The organism is Pelagibacterium montanilacus, assembly GCF_003992665.1.
Classification (GTDB): Bacteria; Pseudomonadota; Alphaproteobacteria; order Rhizobiales; family Devosiaceae; genus Pelagibacterium; species Pelagibacterium montanilacus.
Map to the genome: position 1 here is coordinate 96,389 of NZ_RZMX01000032.1, position 17,952 is coordinate 114,340.

14 protein-coding genes are annotated in these 17,952 nt (G+C 65.9%); 5 read left to right on the top strand and 9 right to left on the bottom strand.

Annotated features, from left to right (window positions below):
• Positions 1-175 precede the first annotated feature (175 nt).
• A complete protein-coding gene (locus EO136_RS10510) occupies positions 176-1,195 on the top strand; it encodes a LacI family DNA-binding transcriptional regulator (protein WP_127144372.1) in 1,020 nt (339 codons plus the stop codon).
• A gap of 97 nt (positions 1,196-1,292) precedes the next feature.
• Here EO136_RS10510 and EO136_RS10515 read toward each other — a convergent pair whose 3' ends face one another.
• The 6 genes from EO136_RS10515 to EO136_RS10540 all read right to left on the bottom strand — a co-directional run bounded on the left by EO136_RS10515 (position 1,293) and on the right by EO136_RS10540 (position 7,034).
• Positions 1,293-1,625 (bottom strand): L-rhamnose mutarotase, encoded by a 333-nt coding sequence (locus EO136_RS10515; protein WP_127144373.1) that lies wholly within the window; start codon positions 1,623-1,625, stop codon positions 1,293-1,295.
• Position 1,626: 1 nt separating this feature from the next.
• Positions 1,627-2,685 carry an ABC transporter ATP-binding protein gene (locus tag EO136_RS10520; protein WP_127144374.1) on the bottom strand — a complete coding sequence of 353 codons (1,059 nt, stop codon included), beginning with the start codon at positions 2,683-2,685 and terminating at the stop codon, positions 1,627-1,629.
• A 13-nt stretch (positions 2,686-2,698) separates the two neighbouring features.
• Entirely contained in the window at positions 2,699-3,532 is an 834-nt protein-coding gene (locus tag EO136_RS10525; protein WP_127144375.1) for a carbohydrate ABC transporter permease, read from the bottom strand.
• Positions 3,533-3,543: 11 nt separating this feature from the next.
• On the bottom strand, positions 3,544-4,473 hold the full coding sequence (locus EO136_RS10530) for a carbohydrate ABC transporter permease (RefSeq protein ID WP_206513309.1): 930 nt from the start codon (positions 4,471-4,473) through the stop codon (positions 3,544-3,546).
• A gap of 109 nt (positions 4,474-4,582) precedes the next feature.
• Positions 4,583-5,824: an ABC transporter substrate-binding protein gene (locus EO136_RS10535; protein ID WP_127144376.1), complete on the bottom strand. Its 1,242-nt coding sequence runs from the start codon at positions 5,822-5,824 to the stop codon at positions 4,583-4,585.
• Between the two features lie 40 nt (positions 5,825-5,864).
• The gene (locus tag EO136_RS10540) at positions 5,865-7,034 is read right to left on the bottom strand and encodes a mandelate racemase/muconate lactonizing enzyme family protein (protein WP_127144377.1); all 1,170 of its coding nucleotides are present in this window, start codon (positions 7,032-7,034) and stop codon (positions 5,865-5,867) included.
• A gap of 139 nt (positions 7,035-7,173) precedes the next feature.
• Between EO136_RS10540 and EO136_RS10545 the strand changes: the two genes are divergently transcribed.
• The gene (locus EO136_RS10545) at positions 7,174-7,809 is read left to right on the top strand and encodes a GntR family transcriptional regulator (protein WP_246018334.1); all 636 of its coding nucleotides are present in this window, start codon (positions 7,174-7,176) and stop codon (positions 7,807-7,809) included.
• Positions 7,810-7,813: 4 nt separating this feature from the next.
• On the opposite strand, the gene EO136_RS10550 is transcribed toward EO136_RS10545, so the two are convergent.
• The gene (locus EO136_RS10550) at positions 7,814-11,416 is read right to left on the bottom strand and encodes a PAS domain S-box protein (protein ID WP_164730531.1); all 3,603 of its coding nucleotides are present in this window, start codon (positions 11,414-11,416) and stop codon (positions 7,814-7,816) included.
• A 213-nt stretch (positions 11,417-11,629) separates the two neighbouring features.
• Here EO136_RS10550 and EO136_RS10555 point away from each other — a divergent pair, with 213 nt between their 5' ends.
• On the top strand, positions 11,630-12,970 hold the full coding sequence (locus EO136_RS10555; RefSeq protein WP_127144380.1) for a hypothetical protein: 1,341 nt from the start codon (positions 11,630-11,632) through the stop codon (positions 12,968-12,970).
• Positions 12,971-12,975: 5 nt separating this feature from the next.
• Positions 12,976-14,211, top strand: coding sequence for an EAL domain-containing response regulator (locus EO136_RS10565; RefSeq protein WP_164730532.1), 1,236 nt, complete (start codon positions 12,976-12,978; stop codon positions 14,209-14,211).
• A gap of 197 nt (positions 14,212-14,408) precedes the next feature.
• Here the strand turns inward: EO136_RS10565 and EO136_RS10570 are convergent, their stop codons facing one another.
• Both EO136_RS10570 and EO136_RS10575 read right to left on the bottom strand, forming a co-directional pair.
• Entirely contained in the window at positions 14,409-16,193 is a 1,785-nt protein-coding gene (locus EO136_RS10570; protein WP_164730533.1) for a sensor domain-containing diguanylate cyclase, read from the bottom strand.
• A gap of 181 nt (positions 16,194-16,374) precedes the next feature.
• Positions 16,375-16,746, bottom strand: a complete 372-nt coding sequence (locus EO136_RS10575; protein WP_127144383.1) for a cupin domain-containing protein — start codon at positions 16,744-16,746, stop codon at positions 16,375-16,377.
• Between the two features lie 178 nt (positions 16,747-16,924).
• On the opposite strand from EO136_RS10575, the gene EO136_RS10580 reads away from it, so the two are divergent.
• The gene (locus tag EO136_RS10580) at positions 16,925-17,932 is read left to right on the top strand and encodes a BMP family ABC transporter substrate-binding protein (RefSeq protein ID WP_127144384.1); all 1,008 of its coding nucleotides are present in this window, start codon (positions 16,925-16,927) and stop codon (positions 17,930-17,932) included.
• Positions 17,933-17,952: the final 20 nt, after the last annotated feature.

Here is a 17,952-nt window from a genome sequence, read left to right on the forward strand (position 1 = left end):
TCGTCAAAACGCCCGGATTTTCTGGGCTTTCGCGGCAACAGAGCGCGCTCGGGGCACGCATGCATCACGACGATGCGCACACGGGCAAACACATCATTTTACATCATCAAAGGTTCGCGCTACACAGGACACGAGAGAATTGGAGCCCGCCGAATCGGGACGTGAAAGGGGCCGCATGGGACGCGCGCGACTGACCGACATCGCCCGGGAGGCCGGGGTTTCCAGCGCCACGGTGGACCGGGTGCTCAACGACCGGCCCGGCGTGCGCGCGCGCACCCGCGACGCGGTGCGCACAGCCGCGGCCCGGCTGGGCTATATCGATGGCGCCGAGAGCCCGGCGCAGCCCATCGTCCCGGTGTGCCGGCTCGAAATGGTGCTGCCGGCGGGGACCAACAGTTTCATGCGCGAGTTGGCGCGCCATATCGAGCAGCTCAGCGCGCTTCACCCCGAGGCGCGGGTGACGATCCATTCGATCGAGGGGTTCGACCCCGATTCCCTCGCCGCCAAGCTCGCCGAGTTCGGCGCCCCCGACCAGGGCGTGGCGGTGGTGGCGATCGACCACCCGACGGTGCGCGAGGCGATGCGGGCGCTGGCCCTGCGCGGCAGTGCGGTGATCACGCTGGTGTCCGACATCCACCATGTGCCGAGGGCGGGCTATGTGGGGATCGACAACCGCTCGGCGGGCCGGCTGGCGGGCTATCTCGTGGGCCGGCTGCTGGGGCCGGGCCACCACCGGGTGGCGCTGTTTGCCGGTTCGCTCTCCTATCGCGGGCACGAGGAGCGCGAGATGGGCTTTCGCCATGTGCTGGCCGAGGATTTTCCCACCATCGGCATTCTCGATTCCACGGAAGTGCGCGACGACGATTCCCGGGCCCATGCAGCGGCCATGGCCATGTTCGAGGCCCACCCGGACGTCGATGCGATCTACAATATCGGCGCGGGCAATCGCGGCATCGCCCGGGCGCTGGAGGAAACCGGGCGGGCCCGGCGGGTGATCTTTGTGGGGCACGACCTGACCGAGCACACCAAGGGGTTCCTGCTCAACCGCACCATGGACGTGGTGATCGACCAGAACCCGCGGGTGCAGGCGCGCGAAGCGCTGGCGCAACTGGTGCGCTCGGTCAAGGGTGAGCCCTGGAGCGCGCTGGCGGTGCGGGTGCAGGCGATCTTCCGGGAGAACATTCCCGAGCTTTAGGGGCTTGTCCGGCCATTGCAGGAGCTGGGGTGGGCCGCTCAGGGGTCGCCGTTGAGGCCGTACCCCCGGGACCGATGGGCGCGGGATTTTGCGCCACTCAGTCCAGGTGGAAGACTTCCTCGAGAGGGCTCCACCATTCGCCCTCGCCGGCGGTGCCGAGCCGGGACTGGCAGGGATCGGTCAGGGCGAGCCAGCGGCGGGTGACCTCCAGCGCGCCGAGCCGGGCCATGTCGGCCTCGTAGTCGGTGCCGCGATATTCCCAATAGCCGAACAGGAGATTTTCCGGCTCGCGCAGGTAGATCGAATAATTGGTGATGTGGGCCGCCGAGAGGGCGGCGTTCATCTCGGGCCAGGGTTGGGCGTGCAGGCGCTTGTATTCGTCCAGCTTTTCGGGACGAACGGCAATCACCATGCCCATGCGGCGGACCATCTCAGCGGATCCGCATGCCGTCGGCGTCGAAAAGACGCGCGTGTCGGGGATCGAAATGCAGCAGCACGGTATCGCGGGGCCTTGGCGCGGTGCCGCGGCGTTCGGCGATCACGACCTCGCCCGTCGCCAGCGTGCCATGGACATAGGTGGTCGAGCCGAGCTGCTCGGCAACGTCCACGGTGATGGGCAGCTCGACGCCGGTTTCGGCGTGCAGATGCTCGGGCCGGATGCCGAAGCTGACCTCGGTGCCGGTTGCAAGTTCGGTGGCGAGATCGGGGAGCGCGATCGCGACGCCGGCCACCTCGATCGCGCGCGGGCCGGTGACCTTGGCCCTGGCGAAATTCATGCGGGGCGAGCCGATGAAGCCGGCGACGAAGGCGTTGTCCGGGTTTTCGTAGAGTTCGAGCGGGGTGCCCACCTGCTCGACGATGCCGGCGCGCAGCACCACGATCCGGTCGGCCAAGGTCATGGCCTCGGTCTGGTCGTGGGTGACGTAGATCATGGTGTTGGCGAGCGTGTTGTGGAGCTTGGCGATCTCCACGCGCATCTGGACGCGCAATTCGGCATCGAGGTTCGAGAGCGGTTCGTCAAACAGGAAGACATCGGGATTGCGCACGATGGCGCGGCCGATGGCCACCCGCTGGCGCTGGCCGCCCGAGAGCTGGGCGGGCTTGCGCGCGAGCAATTCCTCGAGCTGGAGGATGGAGGCGGCGCGCGAGACCTTTTCGGCGATCTCGTCCTTGGGGCGCCCGGTCATGCGCAGCCCGAAGCTCATGTTGTCGGCGACGCTCATATGGGGATAGAGCGCGTAGGACTGGAAGACCATCGCGACCCCGCGGTCGGACGGCTCCTCGTCGTTCATGCGCTTGCCGCCGATCTCGAGATCGCCGTCCGAGATTTCCTCGAGCCCGGCGATCATGCGCAACAGGGTGGATTTCCCGCAGCCCGAGGGCCCCACGAAGACGACGAATTCGCCCTGCTCGATCTCGAGCGAAATCCCGTGGATGACATCGGTCGCCCCGTAGGATTTGCGGACGTCCTTGAGTTCGATCTGAGCCATGAAATCTGCCTGGTTAGCCTTTGACCGCACCGACCGCGATACCCGAAACGATCTGGCGCTGGAAGATGATGTAGAGGATGACGATGGGCGCCGCGGCAAGCACGATGCCAGCCGACAAAAGCGGCACATTGGTGGTGTATTCGCCCCGGAGCGCTGCAATGCCGACCATGAGGGTGCGCTGGTCCTGGAGAACGAGCAGGGAGATGAGCACGTCGTTCCAGCAATAGAGCGTGTTGAGGATCCCCAGCGTGATGAGCGCGGGCCGGCCCATGGGGACCATGACGTACCACCAGACCTGGATCAGTTTGGCGCCGTCGATCCTGGCCGCTTCCACCAGTTCGCGCGGCAGGCCGGCGTAAAACGAGGTCATGAGATAGACCGAGAAGGGCAGGAAGAACGCGGTGTAGGAGATGATCAGCCCGGTCCGGGTGTTCAGCAGGCCCAGCCCGATGATGGTCTGGTAGAACGGCACCAGCACCACCTGCACCGGGATCATCAGCGAGGCGAGGATGACGATGAAGATCAGCCGGCGCATGGGAAAGCGCAGGACCGCCAGCGCGAAACCCGCCAGCGAGGAAACCACCAGCAACAGCGCCACCGCCCCCACGGTGGTGACCACCGAGTTGAGGAAATAGGTGTCGAGATTGGACCGGGTCCAGGCCTGGACGAAATTGTCGAAGGTGGGGTTCTGGACGAGCCCGAAGCGGTCAAGGATATAGCCCCGGTTGTCCTTGAGCGCATTGTTGAGCGCGAAATAGACCGGATAGACGCATGAGAGCGCGAGAATGGCCATGGGGATCGAGATGATCCAGAGGACGCGTTTTTCCTTCTTGCCGGCAGTCGCCATGATGCGTCCTCCTAGATGTTGGCGTTGCGCGACATGATGCGGATCTGCAGGTAGGCAATGCCGCCCATGAAGGCGAAGAGCACCATCGAGATCGCCGCCGCATAGCCGGGACGGTTGAGCCGGCCCTGCTCGAGCCAGATGAGGAATTCAGGCAGCGTGGTGGCGGTGCCCGGGCCGCCGGCGGTCAGAACGTAGATGAGCCCGAACATGTTGGTGAGCACGCCGATGGTGGTGACCACGGCAACGAACTCGATGATCGGGCGCAGCGAGGGGATGACCACGAAGATCCAGATCTGCCAGAGCTTTGCCCCGTCGAGCCGGGCGGCCTCGAGCATTTCCTTGGATACGGTGGAAAGCCCGGCGAGAAAGATCAGAAGGCTCATCCCGAAGGTGGCCCAGAGCTGCACCCCGATCAGGGAAAAGAGCGCGGTGCTGGAATTGCCCAGCCAGTCCACCGCATCGATGCCCACCATGCCCAAAAGCGCGTTGAACGAGCCGTCGAACCGCAGGACCACGTTGAAGATCGAACCCACGATGACGCTCGAGAGCACGGCGGGGAAGAAGTAGACCGCGCGGAACAGCTTGCCGCCGGGCACGCCCTGATGGATCAGGATGGCCAGGAGCATGGGCAGCATGATCCAGACCGGCAGGGTGGCCAGCAGGACGAAGGTGTTGACCATCGAGTCCTGGAAATTGGGATCGCGGGCCATGGCCGCGTAATTGTCGATGCCGATGAACTCGGCCTCGCCCAGCCCGCTCCAGTCGGTGAGCGAAATAAAGAAGCCCCAGATCAGGGGTATGATCCGGAACACCAGAACCAGAAGGACTGCGGGCAGAACAAAGAGGAAGGCAAAGCGCCGCTCGGCCCTCGAGCCGTACGATGCCTTTTTCGGTTTTCTCACGGGTCTCGCCGTTGCGGGCCGGGCTGCGGTTGCGCTCACGTCCGGAACTCCCTCAGAGTGTAGGTTCGTGCCAGGGCGCGGCGCCGGGAATTCTCCGGAGCGCCGCGCCCTTTTTCCTGTGCGTTCAATGCCAGTGCGACACCAGCGCTCAGTCGTCGCTGCGCGCCTCGGCCTGGACCTCGTCGAGCCGCGCGGCGGCTTCGGCGGGGGTCACATCGCCATTCAAGAGAAGCTGGCTCTGGCGCTGCCATTCGGTGAGCTCTGCCGCGGTGACATTGGCATGGGCCGTGGTCACGCCATAGGGCTCGAGCCAGTCGAGGATCGAAATCACCGAGGGGCTGGAGAGCCCGGAGGTGTCGACCGTGGTGTTGGCCGGAACGACACCCGCATCGTTGACGAAGGTCTGGATGGGGCCGGCCGAAGCCAGGTGCTCGACGAACGCGGTGGCAAGCTCGACATTGTCGCCGTCCTTGTTCACCCCATAGCCGATGCCGCCGGAAACCGGCATGCGGGGCTCATCGAAGGCCATGTCCGGCGCGGGATGACGGAAGACCCCGACATTCTCGGCTCCGAGGAAATCGTCGAACTGCTTCCAGTGGGCGATGTCGGACATCAGGCCGATGGTGTGGACCGCGTCTCCGCGCATGAACTGCTCGTATTCGTCCATGAACTTGGAGGTGGAGTTGGCGCCTTCCCGGTACCAGCCCATGTCCTGGGTGGAAACCCAGGTCTCGAGAATGGCCGTGACTTCGGGGCTCGACCAGGCCAGTTCGCCATCGGCGAAGGCCTGCTGCTGCTCCTCGGTCAACATGGACGCAGCGAGCGAGGAGAGGATGAACTCGCCCGCAAAACCCTCGCGGTTGCCCAGCGTGAAGCAGGGGGCCGAACCGGCCTCGGCGACCACCTCGCAAGCGGCGACGAGATCGTCCCAGGTCTGGGGCGGGGTCTCGGGGTCGAGACCTGCCTGCTCGTAAAGGGCCTTGTTGTAATAGACCACGAAGCCCTGGATGCTGATCGGCAACGCGTAGACGGTGCCGTCCTCATCCTGGAATTCCTCGAGCCCGACGAGATCACCCGAAAGATCGGTGAGATCGGTCAGCGCTTCGAACCGGGCGCGCGCCTGAGCGCCGCCATTGAGCAGGAAGACGTCCGGGCCCGCACCCGACGCCAGCGCGGTGCCAAGGATGGTGTAATACTGGTCGTTGGGCTGCATCACGTAATTGATCGTGACGTCCGGGTTGGCCTCCTCGAACTCGGCCTTGGCCTGATCGAAATAGCTCATGGCGACCGGATCGCCCGACTTCCAGTCCCATACGGTGATGGTCTGGGAGAGCGCGGGGCTCGCGGCCAGAAGCGAAAGGCCGACGCCGGCCAGAAGTGCTTTTTTCATGATGGTCTCCTCCATTGCTTCAGATGGGACGGGCCGCCGGTCAGGCGATCCCGACCGTACGGATCGGTTGTGACAACGGCGCCAGCCGCGGATTGGCCGGCGCTTCCCCCAATTGGGCGACGGGCACGACTTCGGGCCGGGCCCAATTCCGGCGCGCCTCCTCGCTCAGGACCAGCCCGTGGCCGGGCCGGTCGGGCGCATAGGCGTAACCGTCGCGGATCTCGATGGGCTGTTCGACGAGGTGGTCGAAGTTCTGGAACGAGTATTCGAACCATTCGACCTCGGGCAGCGCCACGGCGGCGTGCACGCCCATTTCGAGGAAGGTATTGCCCAGGCTGACGGGAATGCCCAGATCGGCGGCCAGCCAGCCGATGCGCATGACGTCGGTGACCTGGCCGTGGACGTTGACGATGTCGGTGGCGCCCGCGATCATCAGGGCCCGCTTGCCCGAGGCGTCGAGATACTCGCCCGAATTGATCATGGTGCGGGGCGTTGAGGCGCACAGCATTTTGAGCCCGGCGAAGTCGGAGCGCAGGATGGGATCTTCCACCCAGACGAGATCGACCCCGGTGCGTTCGATGGCCTCGATCTTGTTGAGCGCTTCCTTGGCGCCCCAGGCCTCGTTGGCGTCGACCATCACCTTTGCGTCGGCGCGCACGGTGCGGCGCAGGAGATCGAGCCGGTGCAGATCCCACTCGAAGTCGGAATGCCCGACCTTGATCTTGAAGGTGTCGTAGCCGATGGCGTCGGCATGACCAAAGAGCGCGACGAATTGTTCGTCGGAAAGATGGAAATCGAGACCCGAGGCATAGGCCTTGACCCGATCGCGGGTGCCGCCGAGGAACTTGTGGAGCGGCAGATCGACCTGTTTGGCGGCCAGATCCCAAAGCGCGACCTGGAGCGCCTCATAGGCCGGCAGCCCGAGGGCCCGCTGGTTGCCGCCGCGCGGGCGCGAGACCCTGTGGATCAGCCCCATGGGCGCGGCGCCGTCGAGGGCGGGCCAGACTTCGGCCTCAAAGACCCGCTCAAGTTCGGCCTGGGCCGGCAGGGGCGTGAACAAGGACTGTATAAATCCCAGCCCCACCGCTCCGGTGTCGGCAATCAGCTCGAGTGCAGCTATATTGACATCTTCCGCACGCACCTGACTGTCGCCGATGACACGGTCGCGACGGAACTGGAGCCGGGTGATGCGATAGTCCTTGATGCGCATTATCGGTATCTTTGATCGACTAAACGGTGTATCTGATCTATCAGATGCCTACGCTAATAGACTAGAGGGGGCGACGAGACAAGTGGTTTCTGCCAGACAAGCAGCGTTGGGAACGGCGGGCGGCCATGGCGGGCAGCGGTTGAGCGACCTTGCCTACCAGCGCATTCTCGAAAAGCTGTTCGAGCGCGAACTGCCCGCGGGCGCGTTCGTGTCGCAGGGCCATCTGGTGGAGTTGCTCGACATTCCGGTGGCCCCGCTGCGCGATGCGCTGCGGGTGCTCGAGGCCGAAGGGGTGCTCAAGATCCACCCGCGCTCGGGCATCGAGTTCATCAAGCCCGGGCTTGAGCTGACCAAATCCACCTATCAGTTCCGCACCATCCTCGAGCGGGCCGCGGTGCGGGTGTTTGCCGAGACCGCCTCGGCCGAGGACATCGCGGCGCTGGCCGGGTCCCATGAGGCGCTGATCGCCGACATCGAGCGCAACGGGCTTTCGGCCGACGCCCATGCCGCGCTCGAGGGGCTGGAGGCCCAGCTTCACGACGCGATCATCGGGGTGCTGGGCAATCCGCTGATCGAGACCAGCTACAAGCGCATGCACAACTACCTGCGGCTTTTGCGGCTGGACCGGCGCCTGACGCCGCCCCTGGCCCTGCGCAGCCTGCGCGAGCACATGGCGATCATAACCGCCTGCGCGGCGCGCGATCCCGATGCCGCCGAAAAGGCGGTCCAGGACCATTTCAGCGCCGCGCTGCAGCGCAATATGGGGCTTTACTGAGCGCTCAGTTCCCCTGACCCTCTGGCTCCTGCCCGGGGGTGCGCCGGCCAAGGGCCTCGCGGATCTTGCGGGCCAGCTCGTCGCGCCGATAGGGCTTTGAGAGCAGCATGACGCCGGGATCGAGCCGCCCATGATGGACGATGGCGTTCTCGGTATACCCGGAGGTGAACAGGACCGGCAGGCCGGGCGCAAGCGCGAGAATGCGCTGGGCGAGCTGGGGGCCGTTCATGCCCCCGGGCATCACCACGTCGGTGAACAGCAGATCGAAATCCCTGTCGCCCCTGAAGGTGGTCATCGCCTCGCCTGCGGTGGCCACCGCCACCACGTCATAGCCCAGGATACCGAGCTGACGCACCACATGGGCCCGCACCATCTCGTCGTCCTCGACCACGAGAATCCGCTCGCCGCTGCCCCCCATCTCCCGGGGCGCCGCGGCGAGGACCTGCCCGACGGGACGACTTTCCGCACAGGGCAGGTAGAGTTTGATCGTCGTGCCCTCGCCGGGCTCTGAATAGATGCGCACATGGCCACGGGACTGGCGGGCAAAGCCATAGACCATGCTCAGCCCGAGCCCGCTGCCCCGTCCTCCACCCTTGGTGGTAAAGAACGGCTCGAAAGCGCGCGCGAGGGTGGCGCCGTCCATGCCCGCGCCGGTGTCCGAGACCGCGATGAGCACATAGGTGCCCGCCGAGATCTCGGGGTCCGCATCGGCGTATTCGGCATCGATCAGGACATTGGACAGATCGAGGGTCAGCCGGCCGCCGAGCCCCATGGCATCGCGCGCGTTGAGACACAGGTTGAGCAGCGCGCTCTCGAGCTGGGCCGGGTCGGCCATGGCCGGACGCAGGTCTTGCGCCACATTGGCCTGCAGCTCGATCTGCTCGCCAAGGGTCCGCCGGAGCAGCACCTCCATCTCCGCGACCAGCCGCTCCACATCCACCGCGATGGGCTCGAGCGCCTGTCGGCGCGCAAAGGCGAGGAGCTGGCCGGTGAGCTGGGCGCCGCGATTGGCGGCGTTCAGCATCATCTGCAGCAGGGGGGTAAGATCGGTCGAGAGGCGATCGTCCTCGAGCAGCAATTCGGCATTGCCCAGGATGACGGTCAGCAGATTGTTGAAATCATGGGCAATGCCGCCGGTGAGCTCGCCCACCGCCGAGAGCCGGGCGCCCTGGGTGAGCCGCGCACTCATCTCGCGCTCGCGGACCATCTGCCCGACATGGCGGGCGATGGCGGCGACCATGTCGATCTCCTCGGGCAGGAAATCCACGTCCCGCGCCGCCGGGTCCGACGCGCTGCCCAGATAGCCCAGAATTACCTGCCCGATGCCGCGGCCATTGACCATGACGGGCGCTTCGATGCGCTTGATGGGTTCGGCCCACCCCGCGGACTCGCCCACCTGGCCGTTGAGCGAGACCGAAGCCACGGCCCGCTCGGGATGGCTGGCCGCGGTGGGCAGCAGTCTCACGATGCGCTCGATCGCTTCGTCCATCTTGAGCGACTGGTCGGAGGCGATTTCGAGGACGCCATAGAGGCAGCGCAACTCCTTTACCCGTTCGCGCAAAGCGTGCTGGGCCAAAATGCGCGGGGTGATGTCGGTCATCCCGCCCACGAACCGGACCGGGGTCCCCTCGATGCCGAGCACGACCGATCCGCGATCCTCGATCTGGAGCACGGTCCCGCTGGCCTGGACGATTCTGTACTCGCAGCGCCAGTTGCGCTCGCCCTCGGCGATGGCCTGTTCGACCGAGCTCAGCACGCGTTCGCGATCATCGGGATGGATGTGGTTGAGCCAGGCTTCGGCCCCGGCCACCAGCGGAGGGCGCTCGCCGAACAGGGTCTTGGCTTCGGGGCTGAACCAGAGCCTATGGGTGCGCAGGTCGTGGTCCCAAAGGACGTCGGAGGTGGCAGAGGAGATCGCCTGGAACCGCGCTTCGTTTTCGCGCAGGGCCAGCTCGGCGGTTTTGCGTGCGGTGATATCACGCGCGGTGCCGACGAGTTTCCTGCTGTCGTCGAGCGCGTTGGGGCTCAGCCGGCCACGATCGTAGATCCAGCGCTCGGTGCCGTCGGGACGCACGATCCGGTATTCGGCGGCGTAGTCGGTGGCCAGGCCGTCGATGACCGTATGCGCGCTGCGGACAAGCCGGTCGCGGTCGGCGGGATGGATGGTGGCAAGCAGGCTGGCGGGGTCGCGATAGAGTTCGGCCCGCGGCCGTCCCCATATGGATTCGTAGGCCGGGCTGACATAGTCAACCCGGTCATGGGTCAGGTCCCGGATCCAGAACACCTCATCGACGGATTCGGCGAGAAGCCGGAACCGGGCCTGACTCTTTCTCAGGGTCTCGTGGGTCTCGCTGCGCTCCATGGCCAACCCGACCAGGGAGGCGAGGTGCTCGATGAGTTCCACATCGGCGCCATCGGGCTCGCGCGGCTCGCGATAATAGAAGGCAAAGCTTCCCAGGATCGCCTGGGTCCCGCTCCGGACCGGGGTGGACCAGCAGGCGCGCAGGCCGTGGGCGAGCGCCGCGTCCCTGCACTTTTCCCAGAGCGGATCGGTGGCGATGTCCGAGACGATAATCGTGCGGCCCAGAAACATTGCTGTGCCGCACGAGCCGGCGTGCGGGCCGATCTTCTGTCCGTCGATGCTGGCGCTATAGGGCTCCGGCAGCGATGGTGCGGCCCCGGTCCTGATGAGGCCGGCCTGCCGATCAAGCCGGAAAACCGAGGCGATGGCGCCCGGGAGCGTCCGTTCGATTTCCTCCGCGATAAGGCTAAGGGTCTTCTCAAGGCTCAGATCCTGGGTGATCAGCGAAAGGATCGCAGCCTCCAGAGCCTCGACGCGGGCCGCGCGGCGCGCCTCGGTGACGTCCCGGAAGCTCACCACCGCGCCTTCGACCCGGCCCTCCTGGTCCAGAGTGGGCGTGCACACGAAGTCCACCAGCCGATCCTCACCGCTCGCGGTGCGCAGCAGCCGTCCGGTGCCGCGCACCGTCCTGCCGTGCGTGATGGTCTCGAGAAACGGGCAGTCGTCCTCGCGCTCCATACCGGCCTGTGTGGGCAGGATGGACTCGTGGATATCCCGGCCCACGATCCCGGCGTCCGGCCAGCCCAGGATCGCTGCCGCCGCAGGGTTCTGCCGCGTGATCGCGCAGGACGGGTCGAGCACGAGCAGCCCATCGGGGATGGCGGCAAAGGTGGCCTCGAGGCTGGCGCGCTCGTGAACCAGCGCATCTTCGGCCGCAATGCGCCCGGACACGTCGGTGGCCATGACCAGTTCGGCCCGCCGGCCGGCAAAGTCGAGTACATGGGAGGTGATCTCGACGCGAAAGACCTCACCGTCCCGGGTGCAATGGCGCCAGATGCCGGCCCGGTCGAGCCCCGAGGTCACCGCCGCGACGTTCTCGAGCAGGTGTGTAATGTCCTCGGCGGGCCTCAGATCGCGCAGGGTGAGGCCGAGGAACTGCGCGCGCGTATAGCCATAGCGCTCCAGCGCCGAGCCGTTGACCGCCAGTATCCCCAGCGTCTCGAGATCATAGACCCACATGGGTTGCGGGTGATGATCGAACAGGAGCTTGAAGGATGCGTCGTTTTCCATGCCGAGGCCGTTCATTTCGGGCCCCGGATGGTGTGGGGAAGACATATGGTGCGGGGAAGACTTGGAGACACTTTGTTTACCATATTCCGATCTTTTACCGGCTCAGAGAATTTGCGAGGGACCTGCACTACCTTCGGTTAACCCTGCCCAATACAATATTGATCAGTCATGCGCCGAGAGAGCGCAAAGATCAATCGGGCGGCTTCAAGAAACGCAGGGGGTGCTCACATGGGTCTGGTCGAATATTTCGAGCGCATCTTTTTGCCGCAAGCGGCCAAGCCCGAACCTATGCCCTTCAGCAGGCCTTCCACCGTATCCCGGCCCGAACCCGCACCCCAACAGACGCGGTTCGAACGCGACCTTGGGCTGCATGTGGCCCGGGCCAAAGCCAAGGGCGGCCCCGTGGTCGCCGGCTCGATCGAAGTGGTGGGGCTCGACGATATCCGCCAGACGCTGGGGCCCCGCTGGGACGCGGTGGCGAGCCGGGCTCTGGCGATCGCCGCGGAAGTGATCGCCGAGCGCATCTCCGAGGACGATTTTTCACGCGATTTCGGCGACGGGCGATTCGCGATCTGCTTTGGCAACTGCACCAAGCCGGAAGCGGAGGCCCAGGCAAGGGTCATCTCCAATGCCATCAAGGCGCGGCTGATCGATTCCATGCCCGACGAGACCGCCAGGATCTCGGTCTCGCGGTTCGTAGCCGAGGTCGAGCCTGGCGCGCTCGACGCCGAGACCGGAGACCTCACCGACCTGCTGATGGCGCAGATGGCGCGCATGAACGTGGAGGCCAAGCAGGCCGCCCACGCCTTCCGGCGCAACATGCTCAAGGAATTCAAGGTGCTGTTCGCGCCCATGTGGAGCGCGCGCGACGAGCGCACCCACATCAACCGCTGCGTGCTCGACCTGTCGTTGGGCTGCTCAACGCTCGCCCAGTTCCGGGCGATCGCCGATCCCGACCAGATGACCGCGACGCTCTCGGATATCGACCGGCTGGTGCTCACCCGGGTGATCGAGGCGTTTCACGCCAATTACAAGGCCACTATGGGCGCCACGCTTCTGGTGCCGGTGAGCTACAACACGCTCAAGGATCCCGAGGGCAGCGCGGATTATCTGCAGCTTCTCTCGGCGGTGCCGCCGCTCTATCTCAACGCGCTGGCGCTCGAGGTCACCTCCTTGCCCGCCACCCTGCCCGGCGCGCGGCTGGCCAGCCTGCTCGACATGCTCGGTGCCTTCACCACCAAGGTCGCGGTGGAAATCAACGGGCGCGGCGACCTGCTCGACAGCGATGTCGCGCCCCGGCTCTGGGGCGTTGGCTGGAACCTTTACGGGCTCGACCACACCGATACCGCGCGCAACGCAACGATGAGCGAAGCGGTGGCCAAGGCCCGGGACCTGGGCATCATGACCATGGCACACGGCGCCAATTCGATCGGGCTCGCGCTCGGGGCCGTGGAAGCGGGGATCGAGCATGTGGACGGCCCCGCCATTCACCTGTGGACCCACGCGCCGCGCCCGCCGACCCGTCTCAACCCGCTCAGCTACCCGAAACGCGCCAGCAACTGGGGATGATCGCGATGACCACCACTGCCGAGGAGGCCGCAAGCGTCGTGGTTCTGCACCCACAGCCTGAAATCGGAGAGCGCGTGCGTCTCCTGATCCTCGACGACGAAGCCGAAGTTGCCGAAACCATCGCCAACATCGCCCGGTCCCGCGGCGCGCTGGCGCTGGCGACCACCGAAGCCGCCGGGTTCTTCGACGCGCTCGACCAGTTCTGCCCCACCCATATCGCGCTCGACCTGCGCATGCCGGGCATGGACGGGATCATGATCCTCGAAAAGCTCCGGCTCAGGGGCTGCGAGGCGGCGCTGATCGTGGTCAGCGGCGTGGACAAGCGGGTGATCGACGCCTCGCTGCGCTCGGCTGCCGAGATCGGACTGCCCGTGGCCGGCACTCTGGCCAAGCCGTTTTCCTCCCGGCAACTGGCCGCGCTCCTCGCCCTGCCCTCCTCAGCGCCCCGCTGCGCGCCGACGGACACGGCGGTCACAGCACCGGCCGAGCCGGACGCCGAGGCGCTGCGGGTGGCGCTGGCGTCCGGGGTGATCGCCCCGGCCTTCCAGCCCAAGGTGAGCTGCGTGGACGGCAATCTCATCGGGTTCGAGGCGCTGGCGCGCTGGCAGGACCCGGACGGGCCCAACTACACGCCCGACCAGTTCATTCCCCTCGCGGAAGCCAACGGGATGATCGACGCGCTGACCGAAACCATGGCGCGCCAGTCCCTCGCCTGGCTGGGGCGCACCTTTCCCGGCCAGCGCCACACCATAGCGCTCAACATCTCGGCGCACAGCCTGTTCAACCTTTCGATGATCGACCAGCTTGAGATCCTGTGCGAGGAGACCGGCATCAATCCCGGGCGGCTGGTGATCGAGATCACCGAAAGCGGGATGCTCGGGCACGGCACCGACATCCTCAACCTTCTGACCCGGCTGCGGCTCAAGGGCATGGCGCTCTCGATCGACGATTTCGGGGTGGGCTACTCGTCCATGGTGCAACTGGCGCGCCTGCCCTTCTCGGAACTCAAGATCGACAAGCGCTTCATCGCCTCGCTGGGCCATTCGAGCGAATCGCGCACCATCGTTTCGGCGATCATCGGCATGGCCAAGGGCCTGGGCCTGCGCACGGTGGCCGAGGGCGTGGAAGACCTCGCCACGTTCAGCTATCTCAAGGACAAGGGCTGCGACGTGGCCCAGGGCTATTTCATCGGCCGCCCCATGCCCGCCTTCGAGGCCGCCCACTGGGCCGGCCACGGCTGACAGCCCGGCCCATTCCGGGGGCACATCCCACTCTTTGATGTGTCGCGTTTCCAGGGCGCGCATTCCATTCCAAACGGTCCTGGCGCCTGCCGGGCGCGCCAAAGACGAGGAAGGGGCGCGTTCGCACGCGCCCCTTTTGCCTGTCGGTGGAGAAACGATCGGGAGCCGGGGGCGCGCCCCCGGCACGGCCCAAGGGATCAGGCGCTGCGCAGCAGGCCGGCGGGCAGGACGGTCTCCCCCTCATCGGCGGCAGGGGCGCCGGCAGCGAATTCGAGCCGGTTGCGTCCATTGTGCTTGGCCTCGTAGAGCGCACCATCGGCCATGGCGATCAGCTCGGGCAGGTCCCTGGCCTGATCGGGGAAGATCGCGCAGCCCAGCGAAATGGTGACAGCCGGCAGGACGCCATCGCCATTGGTGAACTGGAACTCGGAGATTTCCGCGCGCAGGGCATCGAGCTTTTCGCGCGCGTCCTCGGCGTCCAGCCCCTGCATGATGAGCAGGAACTCCTCCCCGCCATAGCGGAACAGCCAGTCCGCCTCGCGGATGCGCGACTGGATGAAGCCCGAGACCGCGATCAGCGCCTGATCGCCGGCCACATGGCCGTGGAGGTCGTTGTAGTGCTTGAAATGGTCCACATCGATCATCACCACGGCAAGCTGCTGGCCGAAGCGGGCAGACTGGGCCAGGATCTTGTCGCCGATGGCGTCGAGATAGCGGCGGTTGAACGCGTCGGTCAGGGGATCGCGGATCGCCTGCTGGCGCAGCGATTCGCGCATGCGCAGATTGGCGATGGTGAGCCCGAGCTGGGCGCCCATGGTTTCGGCAAGGCGCTGGGCCTGATCGAGAAGCTCGGCTTCCTCGACCTCCTTGTGCTCCCGGTTCTCCGGGCATTTGAGCGTGAGGGTCAGAAGCCCGATGGTATCGCCGTGTGCGACCAGGGGAACGCACAGCGTGCCCACGCCGCCCTTGCCGCTGATATCGGTGAGATGGCTGCAGAGCGGCGCGGTGCCGCCCTTTTCACGCCGATGATCCTGGCCGCGACGCAACGCCCAGCATTCGGATGGCGCCACGGCGCCCAGCGTCGGTGCCCCGCCGAAGGCCGCCACGCAATCGAGCCGATTGCGCGAGGGCGCGTGGACAAGGACCTGACCCTGGAAATCGGAGAACATGCGTGCCAGCGTGGGCGAAAGCAGCGCGGTGAGCTCGGGAATGGTATCGCAGCTCTGCATATAGCCCGCCGCGTCATTGAGCGCCCTGATCTCGTTGCGCTCGCGCTTGAGCTCGGCCACCGAGGCATTGAGCGAGCGGGCATAGCCTTCGATCTCCACCGCATCGCGCGTCCGGCGCAAAAGCTCCTGACGCGTAACGTAAACGAGAAGCCCGATCAGCAGCAGCGAGCCGATCACGAAGACGGCCAGCGCCCCGTAGAGCTGAAACTGGGCCGCCTCGAAGGCGGCGCGGCGGTCGGCCAGCTCGCGCTCGGTGGTGGTGCGCATGGCCCCGATCAGGGTGCGGATGCGGTCCATGAGCAGCTTGCCGTTGGCCGAGGCGACCTGTTCGCGCGCCTCCGCTTGCCCCTCGGCCTGCATCAGGCTCAGCGACAAGGCCATTTCGTCGAATTTTTCGGTGATCGTGGCGGTGAGTTCGTCGAGCTGCCCGGATAACCCGGCTTCGAGATCGGTGACGCCCGCAACGCGGGACAGGCGTACGAGCGCCCGCGCCTGACCTTCGTAATAGGGTGCGAGAAAGGCAGGATTGGCGGTGAGGATGTAGCCGCGCTGTCCGGTTTCGGCATTGAGGAGCTCCGATTCCAGCCGCGCGAGCTCGAGTTGGACTTCCGTCTCGTGCTCGACCCATTCGCTGGCGTCGATGACCTGGCGAATGTTGTGCGAGAGCCAGAACGAGTTCGCCACCAGACAGGCGGTCGCAGCCAGCGCCGCGAGTGGGGACCATCTGGAATTGAGGCGCGCAATCATAGTCATAGGCATCACCTTCGCAAAGCATGTGGCGGTGCCCGAACAGCATCCGGAGGCCGGACCGCGCGGGTGGGAGGCGGGCATAATCTGGAGCGACCGCATCGTCTGCTATTTCGCTCGCATGGAGTTAACGGATCGTTGCCAAGCGGTGCCAGCACCAGGCTTTTGGGGGAAAAATCCCCGGAAATCAGGGCCCCAGCGTCACATAGGCCTCGGGGGTGAAGCGCGGGGCGCACAGACAGAGGAAAACCAGATCGCCCGGCCCGGTATTGGCGATGCGCTGGGGAGTATCGGGGGCGATGACCACGCGATCGCCCGGGCCGACTTCTGCGGTCTCCCCGTCGATCTCGACCTCCCCCTCCCCGGCCTCGATGACATAGATTTCGAGCACCCCGGCGAGCGCATGAAGCTGGGTGGTCACCCCGGGCTCGACCCGGGCCCGGGCCAGCGAGGTTCCCGGGGTTTCCGGGTCGTTGTGCAGCTCGGCGATAAAGCACCGCTCGGGCGTGAAAAATTCAGGTATCGGGCGGTCGGCGCGCAGCCAGCTTGGGGTGGTCATGGCGTGCTCCTCGGGCGACCGACGCCGGCGCCCTGACAAATGACAGCACCGGCTGACGAATGTCGAAACAGGGTTGACGAAGGTTCTTGACGTTTGCTCTTGTGCCCCCGACCATCGGCGGCCTTGGCCGATATGGCCTTCGAGGCGCGACACTTATCAAGGCAGGGAGCATCACACCATGAAAAACCCGTCCATTCTCGCTCTGGCGGGAGCCCTTCTGGCCAGTACAGCGATGGGCGCGCAGGCCCAGGAGAAGCTCTTTGTCTATGTTTCTCCCGATCCCATAGGGGTTAACGCGTTCCTGCAGATGGGCCAGACCGGCGCGGAAGCGGCCGGGGAAGCTTTCGGCGCGGAAGTGCTGACCTTCGAGAGCGCCAATGCGGCGGCGCGGCGCGACAATGTCGAGGCCGCGCTCAACGAGGGCGCAGACCTGATCATGGTCGCCGGGTTCGAGTTCAACGACATCATCACCCAGCTCGCCCCGACCGCACCCGACACCCAGTTCCTGATCGTGGACCAGTGCATCGAGAACCGGCCCGACAACGTCCATTGCGCGGTGTTCCGCGAGTATGAGGCCACCTATCTGATCGGGATCGCCGCCGGCATGCTGACCGAAGCGAACCAGGTGGGCGTGGTGAGCGCGCTCGATATCCCGTTCCTGCACCGGTACACCGACGGCTACGCCATGGGGGCCGAGGCCCAGAACCCGGACACCGAGGTCGATATCCGCTGGGTGGGCGGGGAAAACCCCTTCGCCGATCCCGTGCGCGCCAAGGAGCAGGCCGTGGCCATTCATGCGGCGGGGTCCGACGTGATCTTCTCGTCGACCTCGGGCGGCGATTTCGGCGTCTTCGAGGCGGCGCGCGAGAACGACTTCCTCGTATTTGCCGTGGATGTGAACCTCTGCCCCGAAGCGCCCGAGCACATGGTTTCGGGCACGCTCAAGCGCGTGGACACCGCCATCATGACCGCGGTCGAGGCCATCGAGGCCGGTGAGCCCCAGGTGACCCTGGCGCTGGGGCTGGCCGAGGGCGGCATGTCGATCATCGGGCTCGAGGACGAGGGCCTGGCCGAAAGCGAGTGCCTGATCGCGGACATGCCCGACGTGCTCGAGCGCGTGCGCGAAGTCGCCGCCGAGATCTCCTCGGGCGAGCTCGAGATCCCCGATCCCATGTTCGCCCAGTAAGCGAAACCGAACATCTTTCC

Bases quoted from the DNA above. Each gene is read 5' to 3' on its own strand.
- EO136_RS10550 (WP_164730531.1), bottom strand. From the start codon at position 11,416: ATGAACGGCCTCGGCATGGAAAACGACGCATCCTTCAAGCTCCTGTTC.
- EO136_RS10535 (WP_127144376.1), bottom strand. From the start codon at position 5,824: ATGAAAAAAGCACTTCTGGCCGGCGTCGGCCTTTCGCTTCTGGCCGCG.
- EO136_RS10575 (WP_127144383.1), bottom strand. From the start codon at position 16,746: ATGACCACCCCAAGCTGGCTGCGCGCCGACCGCCCGATACCTGAATTT.
- EO136_RS10570 (WP_164730533.1), bottom strand. From the start codon at position 16,193: ATGACTATGATTGCGCGCCTCAATTCCAGATGGTCCCCACTCGCGGCG.
- EO136_RS10510 (WP_127144372.1), top strand. From the start codon at position 176: ATGGGACGCGCGCGACTGACCGACATCGCCCGGGAGGCCGGGGTTTCC.
- EO136_RS10515 (WP_127144373.1), bottom strand. From the start codon at position 1,625: ATGGTCCGCCGCATGGGCATGGTGATTGCCGTTCGTCCCGAAAAGCTG.
- EO136_RS10555 (WP_127144380.1), top strand. From the start codon at position 11,630: ATGGGTCTGGTCGAATATTTCGAGCGCATCTTTTTGCCGCAAGCGGCC.
- EO136_RS10565 (WP_164730532.1), top strand. From the start codon at position 12,976: ATGACCACCACTGCCGAGGAGGCCGCAAGCGTCGTGGTTCTGCACCCA.
- EO136_RS10525 (WP_127144375.1), bottom strand. From the start codon at position 3,532: ATGGCGACTGCCGGCAAGAAGGAAAAACGCGTCCTCTGGATCATCTCG.
- EO136_RS10540 (WP_127144377.1), bottom strand. From the start codon at position 7,034: ATGCGCATCAAGGACTATCGCATCACCCGGCTCCAGTTCCGTCGCGAC.
- EO136_RS10520 (WP_127144374.1), bottom strand. From the start codon at position 2,685: ATGGCTCAGATCGAACTCAAGGACGTCCGCAAATCCTACGGGGCGACC.
- EO136_RS10580 (WP_127144384.1), top strand. From the start codon at position 16,925: ATGAAAAACCCGTCCATTCTCGCTCTGGCGGGAGCCCTTCTGGCCAGT.